This window comes from Streptomyces sp. CLV115, assembly GCF_038448545.1.
GTDB classification, from domain to species: domain Bacteria; phylum Actinomycetota; class Actinomycetes; order Streptomycetales; family Streptomycetaceae; genus Streptomyces; species Streptomyces sanglieri.
The window spans coordinates 14,948-35,841 of sequence record NZ_JBCEWQ010000062.1; the positions used below are offsets into that span (position 1 = coordinate 14,948).

Annotated in this window: 13 protein-coding genes; all 13 read left to right on the forward strand. The window is 70.7% G+C overall.

All coding sequences use genetic code 11. From position 1 onward, the window contains the following. The first annotated feature begins 37 nt into the window (after nt 1-37). The 13 genes from mrdA to AADR41_RS21810 all read left to right on the forward strand — a co-directional run bounded on the left by mrdA (nt 38) and on the right by AADR41_RS21810 (nt 20,849). Nucleotides 38-2,203 (forward strand): penicillin-binding protein 2, encoded by a 2,166-nt coding sequence (gene mrdA, locus AADR41_RS21750; RefSeq protein ID WP_342283055.1) that lies wholly within the window; start codon nt 38-40, stop codon nt 2,201-2,203. After that, complete coding sequence (gene rodA / locus AADR41_RS21755; protein WP_124717732.1) at nt 2,203-3,393, forward strand: rod shape-determining protein RodA; 1,191 nt, start codon at nt 2,203-2,205, stop codon at nt 3,391-3,393. Before mrdA ends, rodA begins: the two co-directional genes overlap by 1 nt. Before the next feature lie 52 nt (nt 3,394-3,445). Then, a complete protein-coding gene (locus tag AADR41_RS21760) occupies nt 3,446-5,011 on the forward strand; it encodes a CYTH and CHAD domain-containing protein (protein WP_342283056.1) in 1,566 nt (521 codons plus the stop codon). Nucleotides 5,012-5,061: 50 nt separating this feature from the next. After that, complete coding sequence (locus tag AADR41_RS21765) at nt 5,062-6,987, forward strand: TIGR03960 family B12-binding radical SAM protein (protein WP_342283057.1); 1,926 nt, start codon at nt 5,062-5,064, stop codon at nt 6,985-6,987. Between the two features lie 94 nt (nt 6,988-7,081). Beyond that, a complete protein-coding gene (locus tag AADR41_RS21770; RefSeq protein WP_342283058.1) occupies nt 7,082-7,339 on the forward strand; it encodes a hypothetical protein in 258 nt (85 codons plus the stop codon). A gap of 491 nt (nt 7,340-7,830) precedes the next feature. Continuing rightward, complete coding sequence (locus AADR41_RS21775) at nt 7,831-8,613, forward strand: TIGR03936 family radical SAM-associated protein (protein ID WP_342283059.1); 783 nt, start codon at nt 7,831-7,833, stop codon at nt 8,611-8,613. Nucleotides 8,614-8,843: 230 nt separating this feature from the next. Beyond that, nucleotides 8,844-12,728, forward strand: coding sequence for an Rne/Rng family ribonuclease (locus AADR41_RS21780; protein ID WP_342283060.1), 3,885 nt, complete (start codon nt 8,844-8,846; stop codon nt 12,726-12,728). Between the two features lie 508 nt (nt 12,729-13,236). Next, nucleotides 13,237-13,557: a 50S ribosomal protein L21 gene (gene rplU, locus AADR41_RS21785; protein ID WP_030921216.1), complete on the forward strand. Its 321-nt coding sequence runs from the start codon at nt 13,237-13,239 to the stop codon at nt 13,555-13,557. A gap of 14 nt (nt 13,558-13,571) precedes the next feature. After that, nucleotides 13,572-13,829, forward strand: coding sequence for a 50S ribosomal protein L27 (gene rpmA, locus AADR41_RS21790; protein WP_018103204.1), 258 nt, complete (start codon nt 13,572-13,574; stop codon nt 13,827-13,829). Nucleotides 13,830-13,991: 162 nt separating this feature from the next. After that, nucleotides 13,992-15,428, forward strand: a complete 1,437-nt coding sequence (obgE, locus tag AADR41_RS21795; protein WP_124717737.1) for a GTPase ObgE — start codon at nt 13,992-13,994, stop codon at nt 15,426-15,428. Between the two features lie 373 nt (nt 15,429-15,801). Further along, nucleotides 15,802-17,301 carry a bifunctional cytidylyltransferase/SDR family oxidoreductase gene (locus AADR41_RS21800; RefSeq protein WP_342283063.1) on the forward strand — a complete coding sequence of 500 codons (1,500 nt, stop codon included), beginning with the start codon at nt 15,802-15,804 and terminating at the stop codon, nt 17,299-17,301. 148 nt (nt 17,302-17,449) lie between these two features. Next, complete coding sequence (locus tag AADR41_RS21805; RefSeq protein ID WP_342283064.1) at nt 17,450-19,480, forward strand: hypothetical protein; 2,031 nt, start codon at nt 17,450-17,452, stop codon at nt 19,478-19,480. 157 nt (nt 19,481-19,637) lie between these two features. Beyond that, nucleotides 19,638-20,849 (forward strand): glycosyltransferase family 2 protein, encoded by a 1,212-nt coding sequence (locus AADR41_RS21810; RefSeq protein ID WP_342283074.1) that lies wholly within the window; start codon nt 19,638-19,640, stop codon nt 20,847-20,849. Nucleotides 20,850-20,894: the final 45 nt, after the last annotated feature.

Genomic DNA, 20,894 nt, shown 5'->3' on the forward strand with positions numbered 1-20,894 from the left:
CGCGTACCCCCGGCCCGACCACCACCGGGGGCGCCCCGTGACCAACATCCCCGAGACCGGCCGGACCCAGCGGGTCCAGATCCGGCTCATCGTCATCCAGGTCCTCGTCTTCTCCCTGCTGCTCACCCTCGGCGGGCGCCTCTGGTACCTCCAGATCCGCAACGGCCAGGAGTACAGCGACGAGGCGAAGAACAACCACGTGCAGCAGGTCGTCCAGCCCGCGGTCCGCGGCTCCATCCTCGACGCGCGCGGTGTGCCGCTGGCCGACAACGAGACCCGTCTCGTCGTCTCCGCGAGCCGCACCGAGCTGATGAAGATGAAGGACGACGGCAAGAGCGTCCTGACCCGGCTCGCCGGCGTCCTCGGCATGAAGCCCAAGGAAGTCCTCGACAAGGTCCGGCTCTGCGACTCCAAGACCCCGCAGCCCTGCTGGAACGGCTCGCCGTACCAGCCGATCCCGGTCACCGACGAGGCCACCACCCAGCAGGCCCTGACGATCCGCGAACGCGCCGAGGACTTCCCCGGCATCACCGCCGAGCCCACCGCCGTACGCCGGTACGCGGCACCCGGCAAGGCCAACACCGCCCAGGTCCTCGGCTACCTCTCGCCGGTCACCGACGAGGAGATCACCAAGGCCCAGGACACCGACTCGCCGTACCTGCGCTCCGACCAGGTCGGCCGCTCCGGCCTGGAGCGCACCTACGACAAGGAGCTGCGCGGCAAGGCCGGCGTCACCCGCTACGAGGTCGACAACCTGGGCCGGGTCATCGGCCAGGCCAAGAACGACAAGGCGGAGCCCGGCTCCAGCGTCGTCACCTCGATCGACGCCCGGGTCCAGGCCGTCGCCGAGTACGAGCTCAACGGGGCCATGAAGGAGGCCCGCAAGTCCTTCGACAAGAACACCGGCGAGAACTACAAGGCCGACTCCGGTGCCGTCGTCGTCATGGAGGCCAAGACCGGCCGAGTCGTCGCGATGGCCTCCCTGCCGAACTACGACCCCAACTCCTGGGTCGGCGGCATCTCCGCCAAGGACTACGCCAAGCTCACCGGCAAGAAGTCCAACTTCCCGCTGCTGAACCGGGCCATCCAGGGCCAGGCCGCCCCCGGCTCGATCTTCAAGGTCATCTCCTCAACCGCCGCGGTCAACGCCGGATACCCCTTCAACGGCCACTACCCCTGCCCCAGCTCGTACAACGTCGGCGGGCAGACCTTCAAGAACTTCGAGTCCCAGGGCTACGGCGACATCACCATCGGCCGGGCCCTCGAAGTCTCCTGCGACACCGTGTACTACGGCATCGCGCACAAGGAGTGGCTGAAGGACGGCGGGATGAGCCCCAAGAAGGGCGCCAAGGACTGGTTCTACAAGACCGCCCACCAGTTCGGCCTCGGCAAGGAGACCGGCATCGACCTCCCCAACGAGGTCAGCGGCCGGGTCCCCGACCGCAAGTGGAAGCAGGACTTCTACAAGGCGAACAAGGAAGCCTGGTGCAAGCAGGGCAAGAAGGGCGGCACGTACGTCGAGCAGATCGCGTACGAGAACTGCCTCGAAGGCGACAAGATGCGCGCCGGTGACTCCGTCAACTACTCGATCGGCCAGGGCGACACGCTCGTCACCCCGATCCAGATGGCCACCATCTACGCCGCGATCTCCAACGGCGGCACGCTCTACGACCCCACCGTCGGCAAGGCGGTCGTCAGCGGCGACGGCAGGACCGTCCAGGAGATCAAGCCCAAGTCGCACGGCAAGCTGCCCTTCACGCGCAAGACCCGCAACGAGATAGACGGCGCCCTCGCGGGTGTCGCGACCCGCGGTTCGGCCGCCTGGCGATTCGGCGGCTGGCCGCAGGACAAGATCCCGATGCACGCCAAGACGGGTACGGCCGAGGTCTACGGCAAGCAGACGACCTCCTGGTTCGCCACGTACACCAAGGACTACTCGATCGTCATGACGATCTCCCAGGGCGGTACGGGCTCCGGCGCCTCCGGGCCCGCCGTGCGCAACATCTACGACTCCCTCTACGGCCTCGACGACTCCGGCAAGCAGGATCTGAAGAAGGCGCTGCTGCCCACCCCGCAGAAGTCCCTGCCCAAGATCCAGCAGGACGGCTCGATCGACGCCCCGGAGATCAAGCCGTACAACCCGGCCTCGCAGAAGGTCCCGGAGGAACAGACCCTCGCCGCGATCCTCGGGAGGCGTGACTGATGGCCGGCTTCTCCGTCCAGCGGTACGCCCCCGAGCGGTCCGCCTGGGGCAAACTCACCGCCCGCGACTCCGTCGTACGCAAACTCGACTGGCCGCTGCTCGGCTCCGCGATCGCGCTCTCCTTCATCGGTTCGCTGCTGGTCTACTCGGCGACCCGGGGACGCGACTCGCTCACCCACGGCGATCCGTACTACTTCCTCTTCCGGCACGCCCTGAACACCGGCATCGGCTTCGCCCTGATGGTCGGCACGATCTGGCTCGGCCACCGCACCCTGCGCGGCGCCGTCCCGATCCTCTACGGCCTCTCGGTGCTCCTGGTGCTGGCGGTGCTCACCCCGCTCGGCGCCACGGTCAACGGCGCCCACGCCTGGATCATCATCGGCGGCGGATTCTCGCTCCAGCCGTCCGAGTTCACCAAGATCACCATCATCCTGGTCATGGCGATGCTGCTCGCCGAGCGCGTGGACGCGGGCGACCAGCTCCACCCCGACCACCGGACCGTCGCCAAGGCCCTCGGCCTGGCGGCCGTCCCGATGGCCGTCGTCATGGGAATGCCGGACCTCGGCTCCGTGATGGTCATGGTCGTCATCGTGCTCGGCGTGCTCCTCGCCTCCGGCGCGTCCAACCGCTGGATCGCCGGACTGCTCGGCGCGGGCGTGGCCGGCGCGATCGCGATCTGGCAGCTCGGCCTGCTCGACGAGTACCAGATCGCCCGCTTCGCCGCCTTCGCCAACCCCGCGCTCGACCCGGCGGGCGTCGGCTACAACACCAACCAGGCGCGCATCGCGATCGGCTCCGGCGGACTCTCCGGAACGGGCCTCTTCCACGGCACCCAGACCACCGGCCAGTTCGTCCCCGAACAGCAGACCGACTTCGTCTTCACCGTCGCGGGCGAGGAGCTCGGCTTCCTCGGCGCCGGGCTGATCCTCGTCCTGCTCGGAGTCGTCCTGTGGCGCGCCTGCCGGATCGCCCGCGAGACGAGCGAGCTGTACGGCACGATCGTGGCCGCCGGAATCATCGCCTGGTTCGCCTTCCAGGCCTTCGAGAACATCGGGATGACGCTCGGCATCATGCCGGTCGCCGGGCTCCCGCTGCCGTTCGTGTCGTACGGAGGATCCTCGATGTTCGCCGTCTGGGTGGCCGTCGGACTGCTCCAGTCGATCAGGGTGCAACGGCCGATAAGCGCCTGAGCCGGCACCGCAGCACTGCCCATTCGCGCACATACACGTCTAGATTCGGGTCATGGCGGACTCGAAGCGCGAGATCGAGCGGAAGTACGAGGCCACCCCGGCCACCCGGCTCCCGGACCTGAGCCGGGTGGCCGGGGTGGCCGCCGTCGCCCACCGCGGCGTCACCGAACTGGACGCCGTCTACTACGACACCGAGGACCTCCGGCTCGCGGCGGACTCCCTCACCCTGCGCCGCCGCACCGGCGGGAGCGACGCCGGCTGGCACCTCAAGTTCCCGGTCGCCTCCGGCATCCGGGACGAGCTGCAAGAACCCCTCTCCGACGCCCTGCCCCGCTCCTTCGCGGGGCTGCTGCGCTCCCGGGTCCGTGACCGCGGCCTCGTCCCCGTCGTCCGGCTGGTCTCCGCCCGCGACGTCCACCACCTGCTCGACGCGGACGGCGCCCTGCTCGCCGAGGTCGCCGTCGACCGGGTGCGGGCCGAACGGCTGACGGCGGGCGGCTCCACGGCCGCCTGGACCGAGATCGAGGCCGAACTCGCGGACGACGTCGACCCCGCGTTCCTGGACGCCGTGGAGCGCCGGCTGCGCAAGGCCGGGATCCACCCGTCCGCGTCCCCGTCCAAGCTGTCCAGGGCGCTCGCCGAGACCGCGCCGGAGCGGAAGGAGAGCCGGGCGGGCCGGGAGGACGACTCCGCGGACCGGAGGAAGAGCCCCGCGGGCAAGCGTCGGCGAAGGCCCACCGCGGGCGATCACGTCCTCGCGTACGTCCGCCACCAGGCCGAGGCGATCGTCGCCCTGGACCCCGCCGTGCGCCGCGATCTCCCCGACTCCGTGCACCAGCTGCGGGTCGCCACCCGCAGGCTGCGCAGCGTGCTGCGGACGTACCGGAAGATCCTCGACCGCGACATCACCGACCCGGTGGGGGCCGAGCTGAAATGGCTGGCCGCCGAGCTGGGCGTCGAGCGCGACCAGGAGGTGCTCGACGCCCGGCTGCGCTCCGGCCTCGACGCCCTGCCCCGCACTCTGGCCCGCGGCCCGGTCCGCAGCCGGCTCCGCGTCTGGTCGGTGGCCCGCCGCGACAGCGCCCGTCACCGCACCCTGGCCGTGCTCGACGGGAAGCGCTACCTGGCCCTCCTGGAGAGCCTCGACGCCCTCCTCGCCGCCCCGCCCCTGCTGCCCGCCGCGTCCCGCGCCCCGGAGCGGGCCCTGCCCCGGGCGGTGCTGAAGGAGTACCGGCGCCTCGCGACCCGGGTCGGCCGCGCCCTGGAGCTGCCGCCCGGCCACGGCCGGGACCTGGCCGTGCACGAGGCCCGCAAGGCCGCCAAACGCGTCCGGTACGCGGCGGAGGCGGCCCGGCCCGCGCTCGGCAGGCCCGCCGAGCGGTTCGCCAAACGGATGAAGGCCGTCCAGAGCCTCCTCGGCGACCACCAGGACAGCGTGGTGGCCCGCGAGGCGCTGCGCACCCTGGCCGCCCGGGCGCACGCGGCGGGGGAGTCGGCCTTCACCTGGGGACTGCTGTACGGACGGGAGGAAGCGGCCGCCGCCGCCCGCGAGCGGGAACTGCCGGAGGCCTGGGAGCGGGCGTCGCGGGCGGAACTCCGGGCGGCGCTGGGAGGCTGAGCATCGGGGTACGCTTGATGGTCACCCTTGCCGGCTCTCGAAAGTTCGCGATGTCTGTCGATTCGGTCTTCCCACAGCTCGAAGCTCTGCTCCCGCATGTGCAGAAGCCCATCCAGTACGTCGGCGGTGAACTGAACTCCACCGTCAAGCCGTGGGACGAATGCGACGTCCGCTGGGCGCTGATGTACCCGGACGCCTACGAGGTCGGGCTGCCCAACCAGGGCGTCATGATCCTCTACGAGGTACTCAACGAGCGCCGAGGTGTGCTCGCCGAGCGCACCTACAGCGTGTGGCCGGACCTCGAAGAGCTGATGCGCGAGCACCAGGTCCCGCAGTTCACCGTGGACAGCCACCGCCCGGTCAAGGCGTTCGACGTCTTCGGGCTGAGCTTCTCCACCGAGCTCGGCTACACCAACATGCTCACCGCACTCGACCTCGCGGGCATCCCGCTGGAGGCCCGGGAGCGCACGGTCGACGACCCGATCGTCCTCGCGGGCGGCCACGCCGCGTTCAACCCCGAGCCGATCGCCGAGTTCATCGACTGCGCGGTCATCGGCGACGGCGAGCAGGCCGTCCTGGAGATCACCGAGATCATCCGCGCCTGGAAGGCCGAGGGCCGCCCCGGCGGCCGCGAGGAGGTGCTCTTCCGCCTCGCGAAGACCGGCGGCGTCTACGTCCCGGGCTTCTACGACGTCGAGTACCTCCCGGACGGCCGCATCGGCCGCGTCGTGCCCAACAAGTCGGGCGTGCCGTGGCGGGTCTCCAAGCACACCGTCATGGACCTCGACGAGTGGCCGTACCCGAAGCAGCCGCTCGTCCCCCTCGCCGAGACCGTCCACGAGCGGATGTCCGTCGAGATCTTCCGCGGCTGCACCCGCGGCTGCCGTTTCTGCCAGGCCGGCATGATCACGCGCCCCGTGCGGGAGCGAAGCATCACCGGCATCGGCGAGATGGTCGAGAAGGGCCTCAAGGCGACCGGCTTCGAGGAGGTCGGCCTGCTCTCGCTCTCCTCCGCGGACCACACCGAGATCGGCGAGATCGCCAAGGGCCTCGCCGACCGGTACACCGAGGACAAGATCGGCCTCTCGCTGCCCTCCACCCGCGTCGACGCGTTCAACGTGGACCTGGCCAACGAGCTGACCCGCAACGGCCGCCGCTCCGGACTCACCTTCGCCCCCGAGGGCGGCTCCGAGCGGATGCGCAAGGTCATCAACAAGATGGTCTCGGAAGAGGACCTCATCCGTACCGTCGCCACCGCGTACGGCAACGGCTGGCGCCAGGTGAAGCTGTACTTCATGTGCGGCCTGCCCACCGAGACCGACGAGGACGTCCTCCAGATCGGCGACATGGCGGTCAACGTGATCGCCAAGGGCCGCGAGGTCTCCGGACAGAACGACATCCGCTGCACCGTCTCCATCGGCGGCTTCGTGCCCAAGCCGCACACCCCGTTCCAGTGGGCCCCGCAGCTGAGCGCCGAGGAGACCGACGCCCGGCTGACCAAGCTCCGCGACAAGATCCGCGGCGACAAGAAGTACGGCCGCTCCATCGGCTTCCGCTACCACGACGGCAAGCCCGGCATCGTCGAGGGCCTGCTCTCGCGCGGCGACCGCCGGGTCGGCTCCGTCATCCGGGCGGTCTACGAGTCCGGTGGCCGCTTCGACGGCTGGCGCGAGCACTTCAGCTACGACCGCTGGATGACCGCCGCCGGGAAGACGCTGCCCGAGTACGGCGTGGACGTCGACTGGTACACCACCCGTGAGCGGAGCTACGAGGAGGTCCTGCCCTGGGACCACCTGGACTCCGGTCTCGACAAGGACTGGCTCTGGGAGGACTGGCAGGACTCGCTCGACGAGACCGAGGTCGAGGACTGCCGCTGGACCCCGTGCTTCGACTGCGGCGTCTGCCCGCAGATGGACACCAGCATCCAGATCGGCCCGACCGGCAAGAAGCTGCTGCCGCTGTCGGTCGTGAAGTAGCCGTCCGCTCCGCGAGTCCGTTCCACGAGGTGACGGCTCGGTGACGAAGGCCCGGCCGGAAAACTCCCGGCCGGGCCTTCGCGTCGTTCACGGCATGGACCACGGCAGACACCGGGCCCCGGCGGGGTACGAGACCGGCGGGGGCTGTCCGACCACGCCGATCGGGATCCCGGTGCGGATCGTGGTGCGGGCCGTCGTCCTGCCCGTGCGACGGCCCGGGACGCCCTGGTGGTGGCGGCCCGGCCGTCGACCGGACTCCGTCGCGCCCGCTGGGCCGCGCGCCGACCGGCTGTACGAGTCGGTGCTCACCCCGGCAGGCCGGGAGATCGCCGACGCCCTCGGCATCGCCTGACGGCTCGCAGGCCGTCGCCCGGTCGGCCCGGCACCTGGGCGGGGCGCCGGTGACCTGGGCCCACCGCACCGTCTGCACACCGGTGGGGCATTTCGTGCGCGATCAGGTCCGGGCCCCGGCCGGGCAGGTCGCCGTCGAGACCGGGCGCGCGGTCCGGTCGGCGCCGCGCTCGGGGCGCGAGACCGTCCGCCGGGCGCCGCGCGATGCCCGGCGGGCCCTGGTCGGCGGGCCGGGGGCGGCCGAGCCCCGGGAACCGGGGAGCCCCCTTACGCGTAGGCTGGGTACTGCGCAACAAACAACGACTGTGCCCAGCGCGGCGCCCGAACCAGAGATCTCCTCGCCCGGAGCGAAAGAAGCCGGGTGGGGGTGAGCCGGACCGGACACCCCGGGCCACCGCATTTCGAGGGCGGCGTGCCACCGCGTCCGCCCCGCACCGAGGAGAAGAACCACTGGGCAAGCGACAGCCCGAAGGCCCGCCGCCCGCACCGGCAGTGCAGCGCATCCGACTGCGCTACACGAAGCGCGGCCGCCTCCGGTTCACCAGTCACCGTGACTTCCAGCGTGCCTTCGAGCGGGCACTGCGCCGCTCCGAGGTGCCCATGGCCTACTCGGCCGGCTTCACCCCGCACCCGAAGGTGTCGTACGCCAACGCCGCCCCGACCGGTACGGGCAGCGAGGCCGAGTTCCTGGAGATCGCCCTCACCGAGGCCCGCGATCCGGCCGTCCTGCGCGACCTGCTCAACGACTCGCTGCCGGACGGGCTCGACATCACCGATGCCGTGGAGGCCCGCACCTCGGGCCTCGCCGACCGGTTGACCGCCTCCGTCTGGGAACTCCGTCTCGACGGGGTCACCGTGGCGGACGCGGCGAAGGCCGTGGCCGCGTTCAACGAGGCGGAGACCGTCGAGGTCCAGCGCCGCGCGAAGAACGGCATGCGCACCTTCGACGCCCGCGCCGCCGTTGTCGACCTGCAGGCCCTTGATCCACAGGCTGATAGGCCCGAGGACAAGCCCTGTGCGATACTGCGGCTGGTTGTTCGGCACTTGACACCTGCCGTGCGACCTGACGACGTCCTGTCCGGTCTCCGCGTTGTGGCCGACCTGGCGCCGCCGGTCCCCGCAGCGGTGACCAGGCTGGCGCAGGGGCTCTTCGACGAGGAGTCCGGCACGGTGACCGACCCGCTCGCGCCCGACCGCGAGGCAGCCCCGGCCGCTCCATCCACAGCCGCCGGGAACGCCGTCGCGACGGCGCCGGAAGGTGCAGGTTCCGCGTAAGGCGGTCGTTGCAGCGCAGCCCTCGACTCGGAGCCATCCGGTTCGGGCCGCGCGATGACCCATAAGACTTTCGCCAGGCCGTACGCACCACGCGTACGGAACCGGCGAGCCAGACATTGAGCTCCCGTGCGGCGCCCGCGCCCCGGACGGCGGAGCCGCGTACATCACGCGGACCGTGCCGGACCGGAACCAGACGCGGCGCCCGGGAGCCTGACGGGAGAACCGCCCGCATGCCCCAGTCCAACGAGCCCGGCACGACCGGGAACGCCGAAGAGAACAACGCACCCGGCGACAAGCTGCCGCCGCGCCGCAGGCGCCGCGCCGCGTCCCGCCCGGCCGGTCCGCCGGTGGCGGACGCCCAGGGCACAGCCGCGGAAGCGGCCGCGCCGGCCATACCGGCCGTTGACGCCGCAGGGTCCGACAGCAAGCCCGCCGACGACGGCAGCGCCGCGTCAGAGGAAGCCGCGCCGCCCGCGCGTACGCGTCGTCGTGCGACCCGTAAGGCGACCGCTCCGGCGGGTGCGCCGCAGGCCGCCGAGGTGGCCGAGGCCGCTGTGCCGGTTGCCGAGCCGGAGGCCGAGGCCGAGGTCGTGGAGGCGGCGCCGGCGCGTACGCGTCGTCGTGCGACTCGTAAGGCGACCGCTCCGGCGGGTGCGCCGCAGGCCGCCGAGGCCGTGGAGATCGTCGAGGAGACACCGGCCGCCTCCGAGCCCGAGCCGGCCGCCGAGGCCGTCGAGCCGGAGCCCGCCGCGCCGCGCGGCCGCACCCGGCGCAGGGCGTCGGCCCCCGCCGGTGCCCCGCAGGCCGCCGAGCCGGTCGCGGAGACCGCCCCGGCGGAAGAGCCCGCCGAGCCCGTCGAGGCCCCGCGTGCGCGTCGTCGTGCGACCCGTAAGGCGACCGCTCCGGCGGGTGCGCCGCAGGCCGCCGAGGCCGTGGAGATCGTCGAGGAGACACCGGCCGCCGCCGAGCCGCCCGCCGCCGAGCAGCCCGCGACCGAGCCCGCCGAGGCCGAGGACGCCGTCCCGCGCGGCCGTCAGCGCCGCCGGGCCACCGCCGCCGCCGGCCGCCCGGAGTTCACCGGCAAGGCCGAGGAGCCCGTACGCAGGAGCCGTCGTGCCGCGCGTCCCGCCGTGGCCGTGTTCCAGGCGCCGGTCTTCGCCGAGCCGATGTTCCAGACCCCGGAGACCGCGGCCGCCGCCGCGGCGGCTTCGCGCCACGAAGAGGTCGAGGCGGAGGAAGAGATCGAGACGGTCGAGGAGCCGGCGGCCGTCGTCGAGGCCCCGGCCGCCGAGGCCGCGCCGCAGGGCGGTTCGCGTCGCCGTCGCCGCCGTCGCGGTGAGGCCGCCGAGCCCGAGCAGGCCGTGGCTCCCGCGGAGGAGCCGGTCGAGGAGGAGCCGGAGACCGAGGCCGAGGCCGAGCACGAGGCCGAGGGCGAGGAGACGGACGAGTACGGGGACCGGCCCTCGCGCCGTCGCCGCCGTGGTGGCCGTCGCCGCCGTCGTGGCGAGGCCGCCGAGGGTGACGAGGCCGCCGAGCAGCACGCCGACGAGGCCGCCGCCGACCACGCCGAGGACGACCAGGAGCGCGCCCAGGAGTCCGAGGAGGAGGACGAGGACCACGAGGCGTCCGCCTCCGGATCGAGCAGCAGCCGTCGCCGTCGCCGCCGCCGTCGTCGCAGCGGGGACGTCTCCGCCGACGCCGACAACGGCACGGACGACCCGGAGCGCACGGTCGTCAAGGTCCGCGAGCCCCGCAAGAAGGAGGAGCGGGAGCCCGGCACCGGCTTCGACGAGGTCCAGTCCATCAAGGGCTCGACCCGTATGGAGGCCAAGAAGCAGCGCCGCCGCGAAGGCCGTGAGCAGGGCCGCCGCCGCGTCCCGATCATCACCGAGGCCGAGTTCCTGGCCCGCCGCGAGGCCGTGGAGCGGGTCATGGTCGTCCGCCAGAACGGCGAGCGCACCCAGATCGGCGTCCTTGAGGACAACGTGCTCGTGGAGCACTACGTCAACAAGGAGCAGGCCACCAGCTACGTCGGCAACGTCTACCTGGGCAAGGTGCAGAACGTACTGCCGTCCATGGAGGCCGCCTTCGTCGACATCGGCAAGGGCCGCAACGCCGTGCTCTACGCCGGTGAGGTGAACTTCGAGGCGCTCGGCATGGCCCACGGGCCGCGCCGCATCGAGACCGCGCTCAAGTCCGGCCAGTCCGTCCTCGTCCAGGTGACCAAGGACCCGATCGGCCACAAGGGTGCCCGCCTGACCAGCCAGGTCTCGCTGCCCGGCCGCTACCTGGTCTACGTGCCCGAGGGCTCGATGACCGGCATCAGCCGCAAGCTGCCCGACACCGAGCGGGCCCGGCTGAAGACCATCCTCAAGAAGATCGTCCCCGAGGACGCGGGCGTGATCGTCCGCACCGCCGCGGAGGGCGCGAGCGAGGACGAGCTGCGCCGCGACGTCGAGCGGCTCCAGCAGCAGTGGGAGGACATCCAGAAGAAGTCGAAGAGCACCGGCAGCTCCAACGCGCCGACCCTGCTCTACGGCGAGCCGGACATGACCGTCCGGGTCGTCCGCGACATCTTCAACGAGGACTTCTCCAAGGTCATCGTCAGCGGCGACGACGCGTGGGAGACGATCTTCGGATACGTCTCGCAGGTGGCGCCCGACCTGACGGACCGCCTGTCGCGGTGGACCTCCGAGGTCGACATCTTCGCGACGTACCGGATCGACGAGCAGCTGATGAAGGCGCTGGACCGCAAGGTCTACCTGCCCAGCGGCGGCTCGCTGGTGATCGACAAGACCGAGGCGATGGTCGTCGTCGACGTCAACACCGGCAAGTTCACCGGCCAGGGCGGCAACCTGGAAGAGACCGTCACCAAGAACAACCTGGAGGCGGCCGAGGAGATCGTGCGCCAGCTGCGGCTGCGCGACCTCGGCGGCATCGTCGTCGTCGACTTCATCGACATGGTGCTGGAGTCCAACCGGGACCTGGTGCTGCGGCGACTGCTGGAGTGCCTGGGACGCGACCGTACGAAGCACCAGGTCGCCGAGGTCACCTCGCTGGGCCTGGTCCAGATGACCCGCAAGCGGGTGGGCCAGGGCCTGCTGGAGTCCTTCTCCGAGACATGCGTCCACTGCAACGGACGCGGTGTCATCGTGCACATGGAGCAGCCGGCCTCGGTCGGTGGCGGCGGCAAGCGCTCGAAGAAGCGCGGCCGGGGCGGCGCGGACCACGAGCACGCGGTGGAGGCCGAGACCGGTACCGAGGTCGAGACCGAGGCCGAGCTCGCTGCCGAGGTGGCCGCCCCGGTGGCGCTGCCCGAGCCGGAGTTCGTACCGGACGAGGAGCTGTACAGCAGCCCGGCCGAGGCCGAGGCGGCCGCCACGCGCGGCCGCGGCCGTCGCCGTGCGACGCGTAAGGCGACGGCCCCGGCCGGCGCCCCGAAGGCCGCGGCAGCGGCGGCCCCGGCCGTCGTCGAGCCGGAGCCGGAGCCGGTCGTGGTCGTGGAGCCCGCCCCGGTCGTGGCGCCGGAGCCGGCCGCCGAGGTTCCGGCCCCGGTGGTCGAGGAGGCCCCCGCGGCCGAGGCCCCCCAGGGCCGTACGCGCCGTCGGGCGACCCGGAAGGCGACCGCTCCGGCGGGCTCGCCCGCCCCGGCCGAGCCGGCCGCCGAGGTGCCGGCCGCCGAGCCGGCCCCCGCCCCGGTCGAGCAGCCGGAACCGGTCGTCGAGGCCGCACAGCCCGAGGCCGCACCCGAGGAGGTGGCCCCCGAGGCCGCCCCGCCGCGTGCGCGTCGCCGGGTGACCCGCAAGGTCACCGCTCCGGCGGGCTCGCCCGCCGGTACGGACGGTGCGGAGGTCGTCGTGGTGACGGGCCCGGCCGAGCCGAAGCCCGAGGCGGAGCCGGCGCCGGACGCCGAGGCCGTCGAGGCGGAGGCCCCGGCCAAGAAGGCGGCCCGCAAGACCGCCAAGAAGGCCACGGCGAAGAAGGCGGCCACCAAGAAGACGGCCGCCAAGAAGACCGCTGCGAAGAAGACGACGGCCAAGAAGGCGGCGACCAAGAAGACGGCCGCCGCGGGGAAGTCGCCGCAGCCCGCCGTCTCCGCCGACGCCGAGGCGTAGGCGCGGGCCGCAGAGCGGTTGCACGGCCGGTGGGCCACACTCCGACGGGGTGCGGCCCACCGGCCGTTCCCGTTCGGCTGGGACACCGGCCGTTCCCGTTCGGCCGGGACGCCGTCAGAAGCCCGCCACGCGGCCCCACGCGGCCGTCGGAAGCCTGCCGGGCAGGCCGTCAGGAGGCTCCCGCCTTCCGGGCGCCCGGAAGGCGCCGAAGGGCTTTCGGGGAGCTGCCGGTACGTGCCCCGCTGCGCCGCGACGGCGGTCGGCGGCAGGAGAGCGGCGAGGAAGCGGGAATGAACGGGGGAGCGGCGGGGAAGAACACAGGGCCCGGTTTGACCCTCCGGACGGCGGCCCGTAACCTTGCCCTTCGGCGTGTTTCCATGCGCCTGTCCCTGAGCAACCCCCTCCCTTCACAGGTGAGAGGCCGCTCGTCCATTCGGATCACCTCGGGCCCCGGCCCGTGTGAGCGGCTGGCATCAGGGGCCCCGTTCCGAGCGAGAGTGAGATCCGCGTGTACGCCATCGTGCGCAGCGGTGGCCGCCAGCACAAGGTTGCTGTCGGTGACATCGTTGAGGTTGACAAGATTTCCACTGCCCAGGTTGGCGACACGGTCGAGCTCTCGACCCTGCTCGTGGTCGACGGCGACGCCGTGACCAGCGACCCGTGGGTGCTGGCCGGGATCAAGGTCCAGGCCGAGGTCGTGGACCACCACAAGGGCGCGAAGATCGACATCCTTCGCTACAAGAACAAGACCGGCTACCGCCGTCGCCAGGGTCACCGTCAGCAGTACACGGCGATCAAGGTCACCGGTATCCCCGCGGCTGCGAAGTAAGGGACTGAGGAGACATGGCACACAAGAAGGGCGCATCGTCCACCCGGAACGGGCGCGATTCCAATGCTCAGCGGCTCGGCGTGAAGCGCTTCGGCGGTCAGGCCGTCAACGCCGGTGAGATCCTGGTCCGCCAGCGCGGCACCCACTTCCACCCGGGCACGGGCGTCGGCCGTGGCGGCGACGACACGCTGTTCGCGCTCGCCGCCGGTGCGGTCGAGTTCGGCACGCACCGTGGCCGCAAGGTCGTGAACATCGTTCCGATCGCCGGCTGATTTTCGGCGCTCGTCGAGCGGTTTCTGCGGAGGCGGACCTCACTTCCCGTACGGGAAGCGGGTCCGCCTTTCGCGTGTTTCTCCCATGAGAGACGGCTTTCTCCTCCGTGGGGACAGCGCGAGTGAGACATTTCTGCATGTATGTAACTGGAGGTTTCAACCATGACCACCTTCGTGGACCGCGTCGAGCTGCACGTCGCCGCGGGTAACGGGGGCCACGGCTGTGCCTCCGTACACCGTGAGAAGTTCAAGCCGCTCGGCGGTCCGGACGGCGGCAACGGCGGCCGCGGCGGCGATGTGACCCTGGTCGTCGACCAGGCGATCACCACGCTCCTCGACTACCACCACCACCCCCACCGCAAGGCCACCAACGGCCAGCCCGGTGCGGGCGACAACAGGTCCGGCAAGGACGGCCAGGACCTGGTCCTGCCGGTGCCGGACGGCACGGTCGTGCTCGACCGGGACGGCAACGTGCTCGCCGACCTGGTCGGCCAGGGCACCACGTTCGTCGCCGGTCAGGGCGGCCGCGGCGGCCTCGGCAACGCCGCGCTGGCCTCCGCCCGGCGCAAGGCCCCCGGCTTCGCGCTGCTCGGCGAGCCCGGTGAGGCCCGGGACATCGTCCTGGAGCTCAAGACCGTCGCCGACGTCGCGCTGGTCGGCTACCCGAGCGCCGGCAAGTCCTCGCTGATCTCCGTGCTGTCGGCGGCCAAGCCGAAGATCGCGGACTACCCCTTCACGACCCTGGTCCCGAACCTCGGCGTGGTCACCGCGGGCAGCACCGTCTACACCGTCGCCGACGTCCCGGGCCTCATCCCGGGCGCCAGCCAGGGCCGCGGCCTCGGCCTGGAGTTCCTGCGCCACGTGGAGCGCTGTTCGGTACTGGTGCACGTCCTGGACACCGCGACGCTGGAGTCCGACCGCGACCCGGTCTCCGACCTCGACATCATCGAGGAGGAGCTGAAGCAGTACGGCGGCCTGGAGGACCGGCCCCGCATCGTCGTCCTCAACAAGATCGACATCCCTGACGGCCAGGACCTCGCCGACATGATCCGCCCGGACCTGGAGGAGCGCGGCTACCGCGTCTTCGAGGTGTCCGCGGTCGCCCGTACCGGTCTCAAGGAGCTGTCCTTCGCGCTCGCGGGCATCATCGCCGAGGCGCGTGCGGCCAAGCCGGTGGAGGTGGCGACCCGGATCGTCATCCGCCCGAAGGCCGTCGACGACGCGGGCTTCACCGTGACGCTGGAGGAGGACGGCATCTACCGGGTGCGCGGCGAGAAGCCGGAGCGCTGGGTGCGCCAGACCGACTTCAACAACGACGAGGCCGTCGGCTACCTGGCCGACCGGCTCAACCGCCTCGGTGTCGAGGACGCACTGGTGAAGGCCGGTGCCCGCGCGGGTGACGGCGTGGCCATCGGCGCCGAGGACAACGCGGTCGTCTTCGACTGGGAGCCGACCCTGGCGGCGGGCGCCGAGATGCTCGGCCGTCGTGGCGAGGACCACCGGCTCGAAGCACCGCGCCCGGCGGCGCAGCGCCGCCGGGAACGCGAGTCGGAGCGCGACGAGGCCCAGCGCGAGTTCGACGACTTCAACCCGTTCTAGTCCGACGGCTTCGAACCCGTTCCAGTCCGACGGCTTCGCCCCGTTCGGGACGGGCCCGTTCCGAACGGGCGCGGCTCGTTCCGGAACGGTCACCGGCCGCCGGAAGGTCCTGTTCCGCAGGCCCGTCCGGCGGTCACGCGCACTCTCCGCGTCATACGTACGAGGGAACCGAACCCGCTCAGGGGTGAATCATGCCGCTCACTCGTGTGGCGTCGATCACCTGGCAGGGAAGCCCCGATTCCGGTATTCGCCCTGATCGCAGGGCAACAAAAGGTTTCGGTACGGCATGGGGCGGCCGACGTCCACCTTGCGAGACGGTAACGGAGAGTGCAACCATCGCTGTATCTCCCAGCCCTCGCAAGGTAGGTCGTCTGTGTCTGCTCAGCACATAGCCAAAGCCCGAACCACCGCAGTCGTGCTCGCCGGCGGTACCGGCCAGCGCGTGGGTCTGTCCATTCCCAAGCAGCTGCTGAAGATCGCAGGCAAGGCTGTCATCGAGCACACACTGTCGATCTTCCAGCAGGCCGACTCCATCGACGACGTCATCGTGCTGATGGCTCCGGGCTACGTGCCCGACGTCGAGAAGATCGTCGCCAAGGCCGGGCTCACCAAGGTCACCAAGGTGATCGAGGGCGGCTCCACGCGCAACGAGACCACCGAGCGTGCCATCGCGGCGCTCGGTGAGGGCCTGGCCGAGGGCGAGGACCGCAACGTCCTCTTCCACGACGCCGTGCGCCCGCTGCTCTCACAGCGCGTCATCAAGGACTGCGTCGACGCACTGGACCGCTACCAGGCGGTCGACGTCGCCATCCCGTCCGCGGACACGATCATCGTGACCCGCACCCACGGCGGCGACGGCGAGTTCATCACCGACGTGCCCGACCGCTCCCGGCTGCGCCGGGGCCAGACGCCGCAGGCCTTCAAGCTCTCCACGATCCGCCGGGCCTACGAGGTGGCCGCCGGTGACCCGAACTTCCAGGCCACCGACGACTGCTCGGTCGTGCTCAAGTACCTCCCCGACGTACCGATCTACGTCGTGGCGGGCGACGAGTACAACATGAAGGTCACTCAGCCGGTCGACGTCTTCATCGCGGACAAGCTCTTCCAGCTGGCCTCCACGGCGGTTCCGCAGCCGACCGACGACGCCGCCTACCGCGAGCTGCTCACCGGCAAGACCCTCGTCGTCTTCGGCGGCTCCTACGGCATCGGCGCGGACATCGCGACGCTCGCCGAGTCCTACGGCGCCACCGTCTACGCACTGGGCCGCTCCACCACCGGTACGCACGTGGAGAACCCCGAGCACATCGACGAGGCGCTCTCCAAGGCGTACGCCGACACCGGCCGCGTCGACTACGTGATCAACACCGCCGGTGTGCTGCGCATCGGCAAGCTGGCCGAGACGGACAGCGCGACCATCCAGGAAGCGCTGAACGTGAACTACCTGGCACCCGTGCAGATCGCCCGCGCCTCGTACAAGTACCTCGCCGAGACCAAGGGCCAGCTGCTGCTCTACACCTCCAGCAGCTACACCCGGGGCCGCGCGGAGTACAGCCTCTACTCGTCGACCAAGGCCGCCATGGTGAACCTCACCCAGGCGCTCTCGGACGAGTGGGCGGCCGACGGAGTGCGGGTGAACTGCGTGAACCCCGAGCGCACCGCCACCCCGATGCGCACCAAGGCGTTCGGCAACGAGCCCGCGGGCACGCTGCTGTCCTCCGAGGCGGTCGCCCGGACCTCGCTCGACGTCCTGCTCTCGGAGATGACCGGCCATGTCATCGACGTACGCCAGCAGGACCCGACGCGGGGGGCCTCCGAGGCATCCGGCTTCGAGCAGGCGCTTGCCGCTGTCCTGGACCGACAGGCCGATGTGTAATACTGCTTGACAATCGATTATTCGGACCCCTGCAGTCGCCGAGCGCGAACTGCAGGGGTCCGAATTCGTGAAGCTCTGTCTTCACATTCCCCTCGTAAGGTAATCAAGTCGGCACCCTCGGGAGCGGTACTTCGTGATTTCGAAAGCCATGCGTTTGGCTCGGGTGGGCAGCGGTTCGGAGCTGGCCGCCGCGCTCCTGGTGGCTCTGGGGTTCCCGTGCATAATGCTCGCGGCAATAATCCCCAATCTCTGGTTCTTCGCCGCGGCCACCGCGGTCACCTATCTCGCGGACCGGTATCTGCACCACTGCGGCAGCTATCTGATCAACCGGCTCGCCGCCGTCCGGGCCGGGCTCTCGATCCGCTTCCTGGTCCGTCAGCTGCTGCTCATCCTGCTGCTCTCCCGCATGGGATACGGCGAGGAGACGCTCTTCTACGTGACGGTCGCCTGTCTCCTGGCGTTCTACGGACTCCAGGCGCCGCAGAGCGCGATGGTCACCCTGATCCGGCTCCGCCGCAAGCTTCCGGTGGTCACCCGCAACATCGACCTGTCGTCGGTGCGGATAGCGGATGCACCGCCGCAGCGCCTGATGAACAGGCCCGCGGAGAAGATGCTGCACCTGGACGTCTTCGCGATCGTGGGCGTGCTGGTCGCCGTCGAGACCGGCAAGGACGTCATCGCGTACGCCGGCCTCGGCCTGACCCTCGTTCTCGCGGTCTGCTACCTGGTGGCGCTGCTGCCGTACGTCCGGCCGAGCCGGCTCGTACCGCCGGAGACCAAGGTCCTCAACGCGGTGGGTCACTGGCTCGACGAGTACCGGCCGACCGTGCTGCTGTACTTCTCCGGCTCCAAGGACTCCGCCTACCAGGTCAACATGTGGCTGGAGACCATGGCCCAGCTCGGCGGCCGGCCGATGATCCTGCTGCGTGAGCGCAACATCGTGCCGCAGCTCGCCACGACCTCGGTGCCGGTGCTCTGTGTGCCCGGTGGCGTGCACCTGATGAACCTGGACCTCTCGTCGGTGCGGGTCGCGCTCTACGCGGCCAACGTCGGCAAGAACATCCACCTGCTCCGGGTGCCGACGATGAAGCACGTCTTCATCGGTCACGGCGACAGCGACAAGATCGCCAGCGTCAACCCGTACAGCAAGGTCTACGACGAGGTGTGGACCGCGGGCCGGGCCGGCCGCGACCGCTACGCCCTGGCCGATGTCGGGGTGCGCGACGAGGACATCGTGGAGGTGGGCCGCCCGCAGCTGGCCGCCATCCGGTCCTGGTCCGGTACGCCGGGCAACCCGATCCCGACCGTCCTGTACGCCCCCACCTGGGAGGGCTGGGACGACAACCCGGGCAACACCTCGCTGCTGCTGGCCGGCGAGAACATCGTCAGGCGGCTGCTGGAGGCCGAGGAGCCGGTGCGGCTGCTGTACAAGCCGCACCCCTTCACCGGTACCCGCAGCGCCAAGGCCAAGGCCGTGCACCTGCGCATCACCGCGATGATCGAGCAGGCCGCGGCCCAGCGGGCCACCGACCCCCGCTGGGCGCAGGAGTCGGCCGCGCTGCAGGGCGAGCAGGCCGGGGCACGGGCCGAGATGGTCCGTATCGAGGCGCGGCTGGCCGAGCTGGCCGGCGGCGGCCGCACCGCCCGGGACGAGGCGGAGCTGTCCCGCGACTCGCTGGCCGACCCGGCGCGCGAGGCGGAGACGGCGAAGCTCAAGGACGAGTGGAACGCGGCGTCCTGGCGTGCGCAGGGCTGGTGGGAGCACCGGGTCATCACCGGTGCCCAGATGCGGCTCTACGACTGCTTCAACGAGTCGGACGCCATGGTCTCGGACATCTCCAGCGTGGTCTCCGACTTCATCGCGAGCGGCAAGCCGTACGCGGTCACGGACTCGGCCGAACTGGGCGAGGAGGAGTTCCGCCGGCAGAACACGGCGGTGCGTGCCGCGGTGATCCTGTCCAACTCGGCGGCCGAGCTGAAGGCCCTGCTCGCCGCGGTGAAGGACCCGGCCGCGGACACCCTGGCGGACGACCGGCGCGAGCTGAAGCAGTACCTCCTGGGCCCGGACGAGCCCACCTCGATCGTGCAGTTCGACACGGCCGTGACGACGCTCGCGGCCAAGTCCGACGCGCGGAACACCGGGGTGGCGAAGAGCCTGGGTGAGCCCGTGGGCGGCTGAGAAGTCAACCGTCTGCTTTACATGATTGAGCAAGGCCCGGCATACCCCTGAGAGGGTTGTGCCGGGCCTTTGTGATGAGTGTCACTTTTTGTCGACGGGGTGTAAGACAACCAACGGCCCGGGCTGACTGTCTTCTGTTTGTGTGAACGAGACGCAAATTCCTGACGTGACCGTGGTTGTCGGTGCATATGAGGCGATGCCCTACCTCATCCGTTGTCTCGAATCGGTGGAGGCGCAGACCATCGGTGCCGAGCGGATCGAAATCGTCGCGGTCGACGACGGCTCCACCGACGGTACGGGCGAGTACCTGGAAGAATTCGCGGCGAGATCGCAGGTTCCGACCAGGGTGATCAGGCAGAAGAACTCCGGCGGCCCCAGCGGTCCGCGGAATGTGGGCCTCGGTCTGGCCCGTGGCCGTTATGTGTTCTTCCTGGACGCGGACGACTACTTCGGCGAGGAGGCCCTGGAGCGGATGGTGGCCATGGGCGACCGGGCCGGCACCGATGTGGTGCTCGGCAAGGTGGTCGGGGTGAACCGGGGGGCGCCGCAGTCGATGTGGCGGGCCACCAAGGACCGGGTCGACGTCTACAACTCCAAGGTCATATACACCCTGAGCGCCCAGAAGCTCTTCCGGCGTGAACTCCTGGAGCGGCTCTCCCTGAGGTTCGACGAGAATCTCAGGACCGGCGAGGACGCTCTCTTCACGATGGAGGCATATCTGCGCGGCGCCGGTGTCTCGGTGATCTCCAATTACGTCTGCTATTACCTGGTGGGCCGTGACGACGGGAAGCACGTCACCAAGAGCGGAACCTATGAATGGCGCTTCGACTCGATGCGCGCCATGATGTCGCTCATTCACCGGATCGAGCCCGCCGGCCCGAAAAGGGATTTCCTCATGGTCCGGCCCTTCACGGTGGGGATGCTCCAGCAGTTCGGTCCCGTGGTGCTGAAGGACTCGGAGGAAGTCCGCCGGCACAAAATGGAACTCGCGGCTCCGTTGATGGAAAAGTACTGGGACGATGGTGTGGCCCGGCTGATCAAGGTCTCCGAGCGGCTGCGTCTCGCCTGTGTGGCGCGGGGCAGGACGGACCTGCTGGTCGAGGTGGTGCGGTACATCCGGGCGAAGACGGTCCCGGACGTGGTCGGTTCCCGCGACGGTGCGACGCTGTACCTCGCGTACCCGCACTTCCGTGACAAGTCGGCCGGTCTGGCCGATTCCACCTACGAGGTCACGGTGCCGGACTGGCACGACGGCAAGCGCATCGACCAGCCGAAGGTCGCCGCCCGCCGGGCCTCGCTGTCCCGCCGGGTGGCCCGCAGGATGCGCCGTGACATGCGGCGATGGAAGGCACGATTGAACGTGGCGTGACGGTCGCTCGTCCGCCGGGCGGGTTCCGAGTGCGCCCACCGGGCG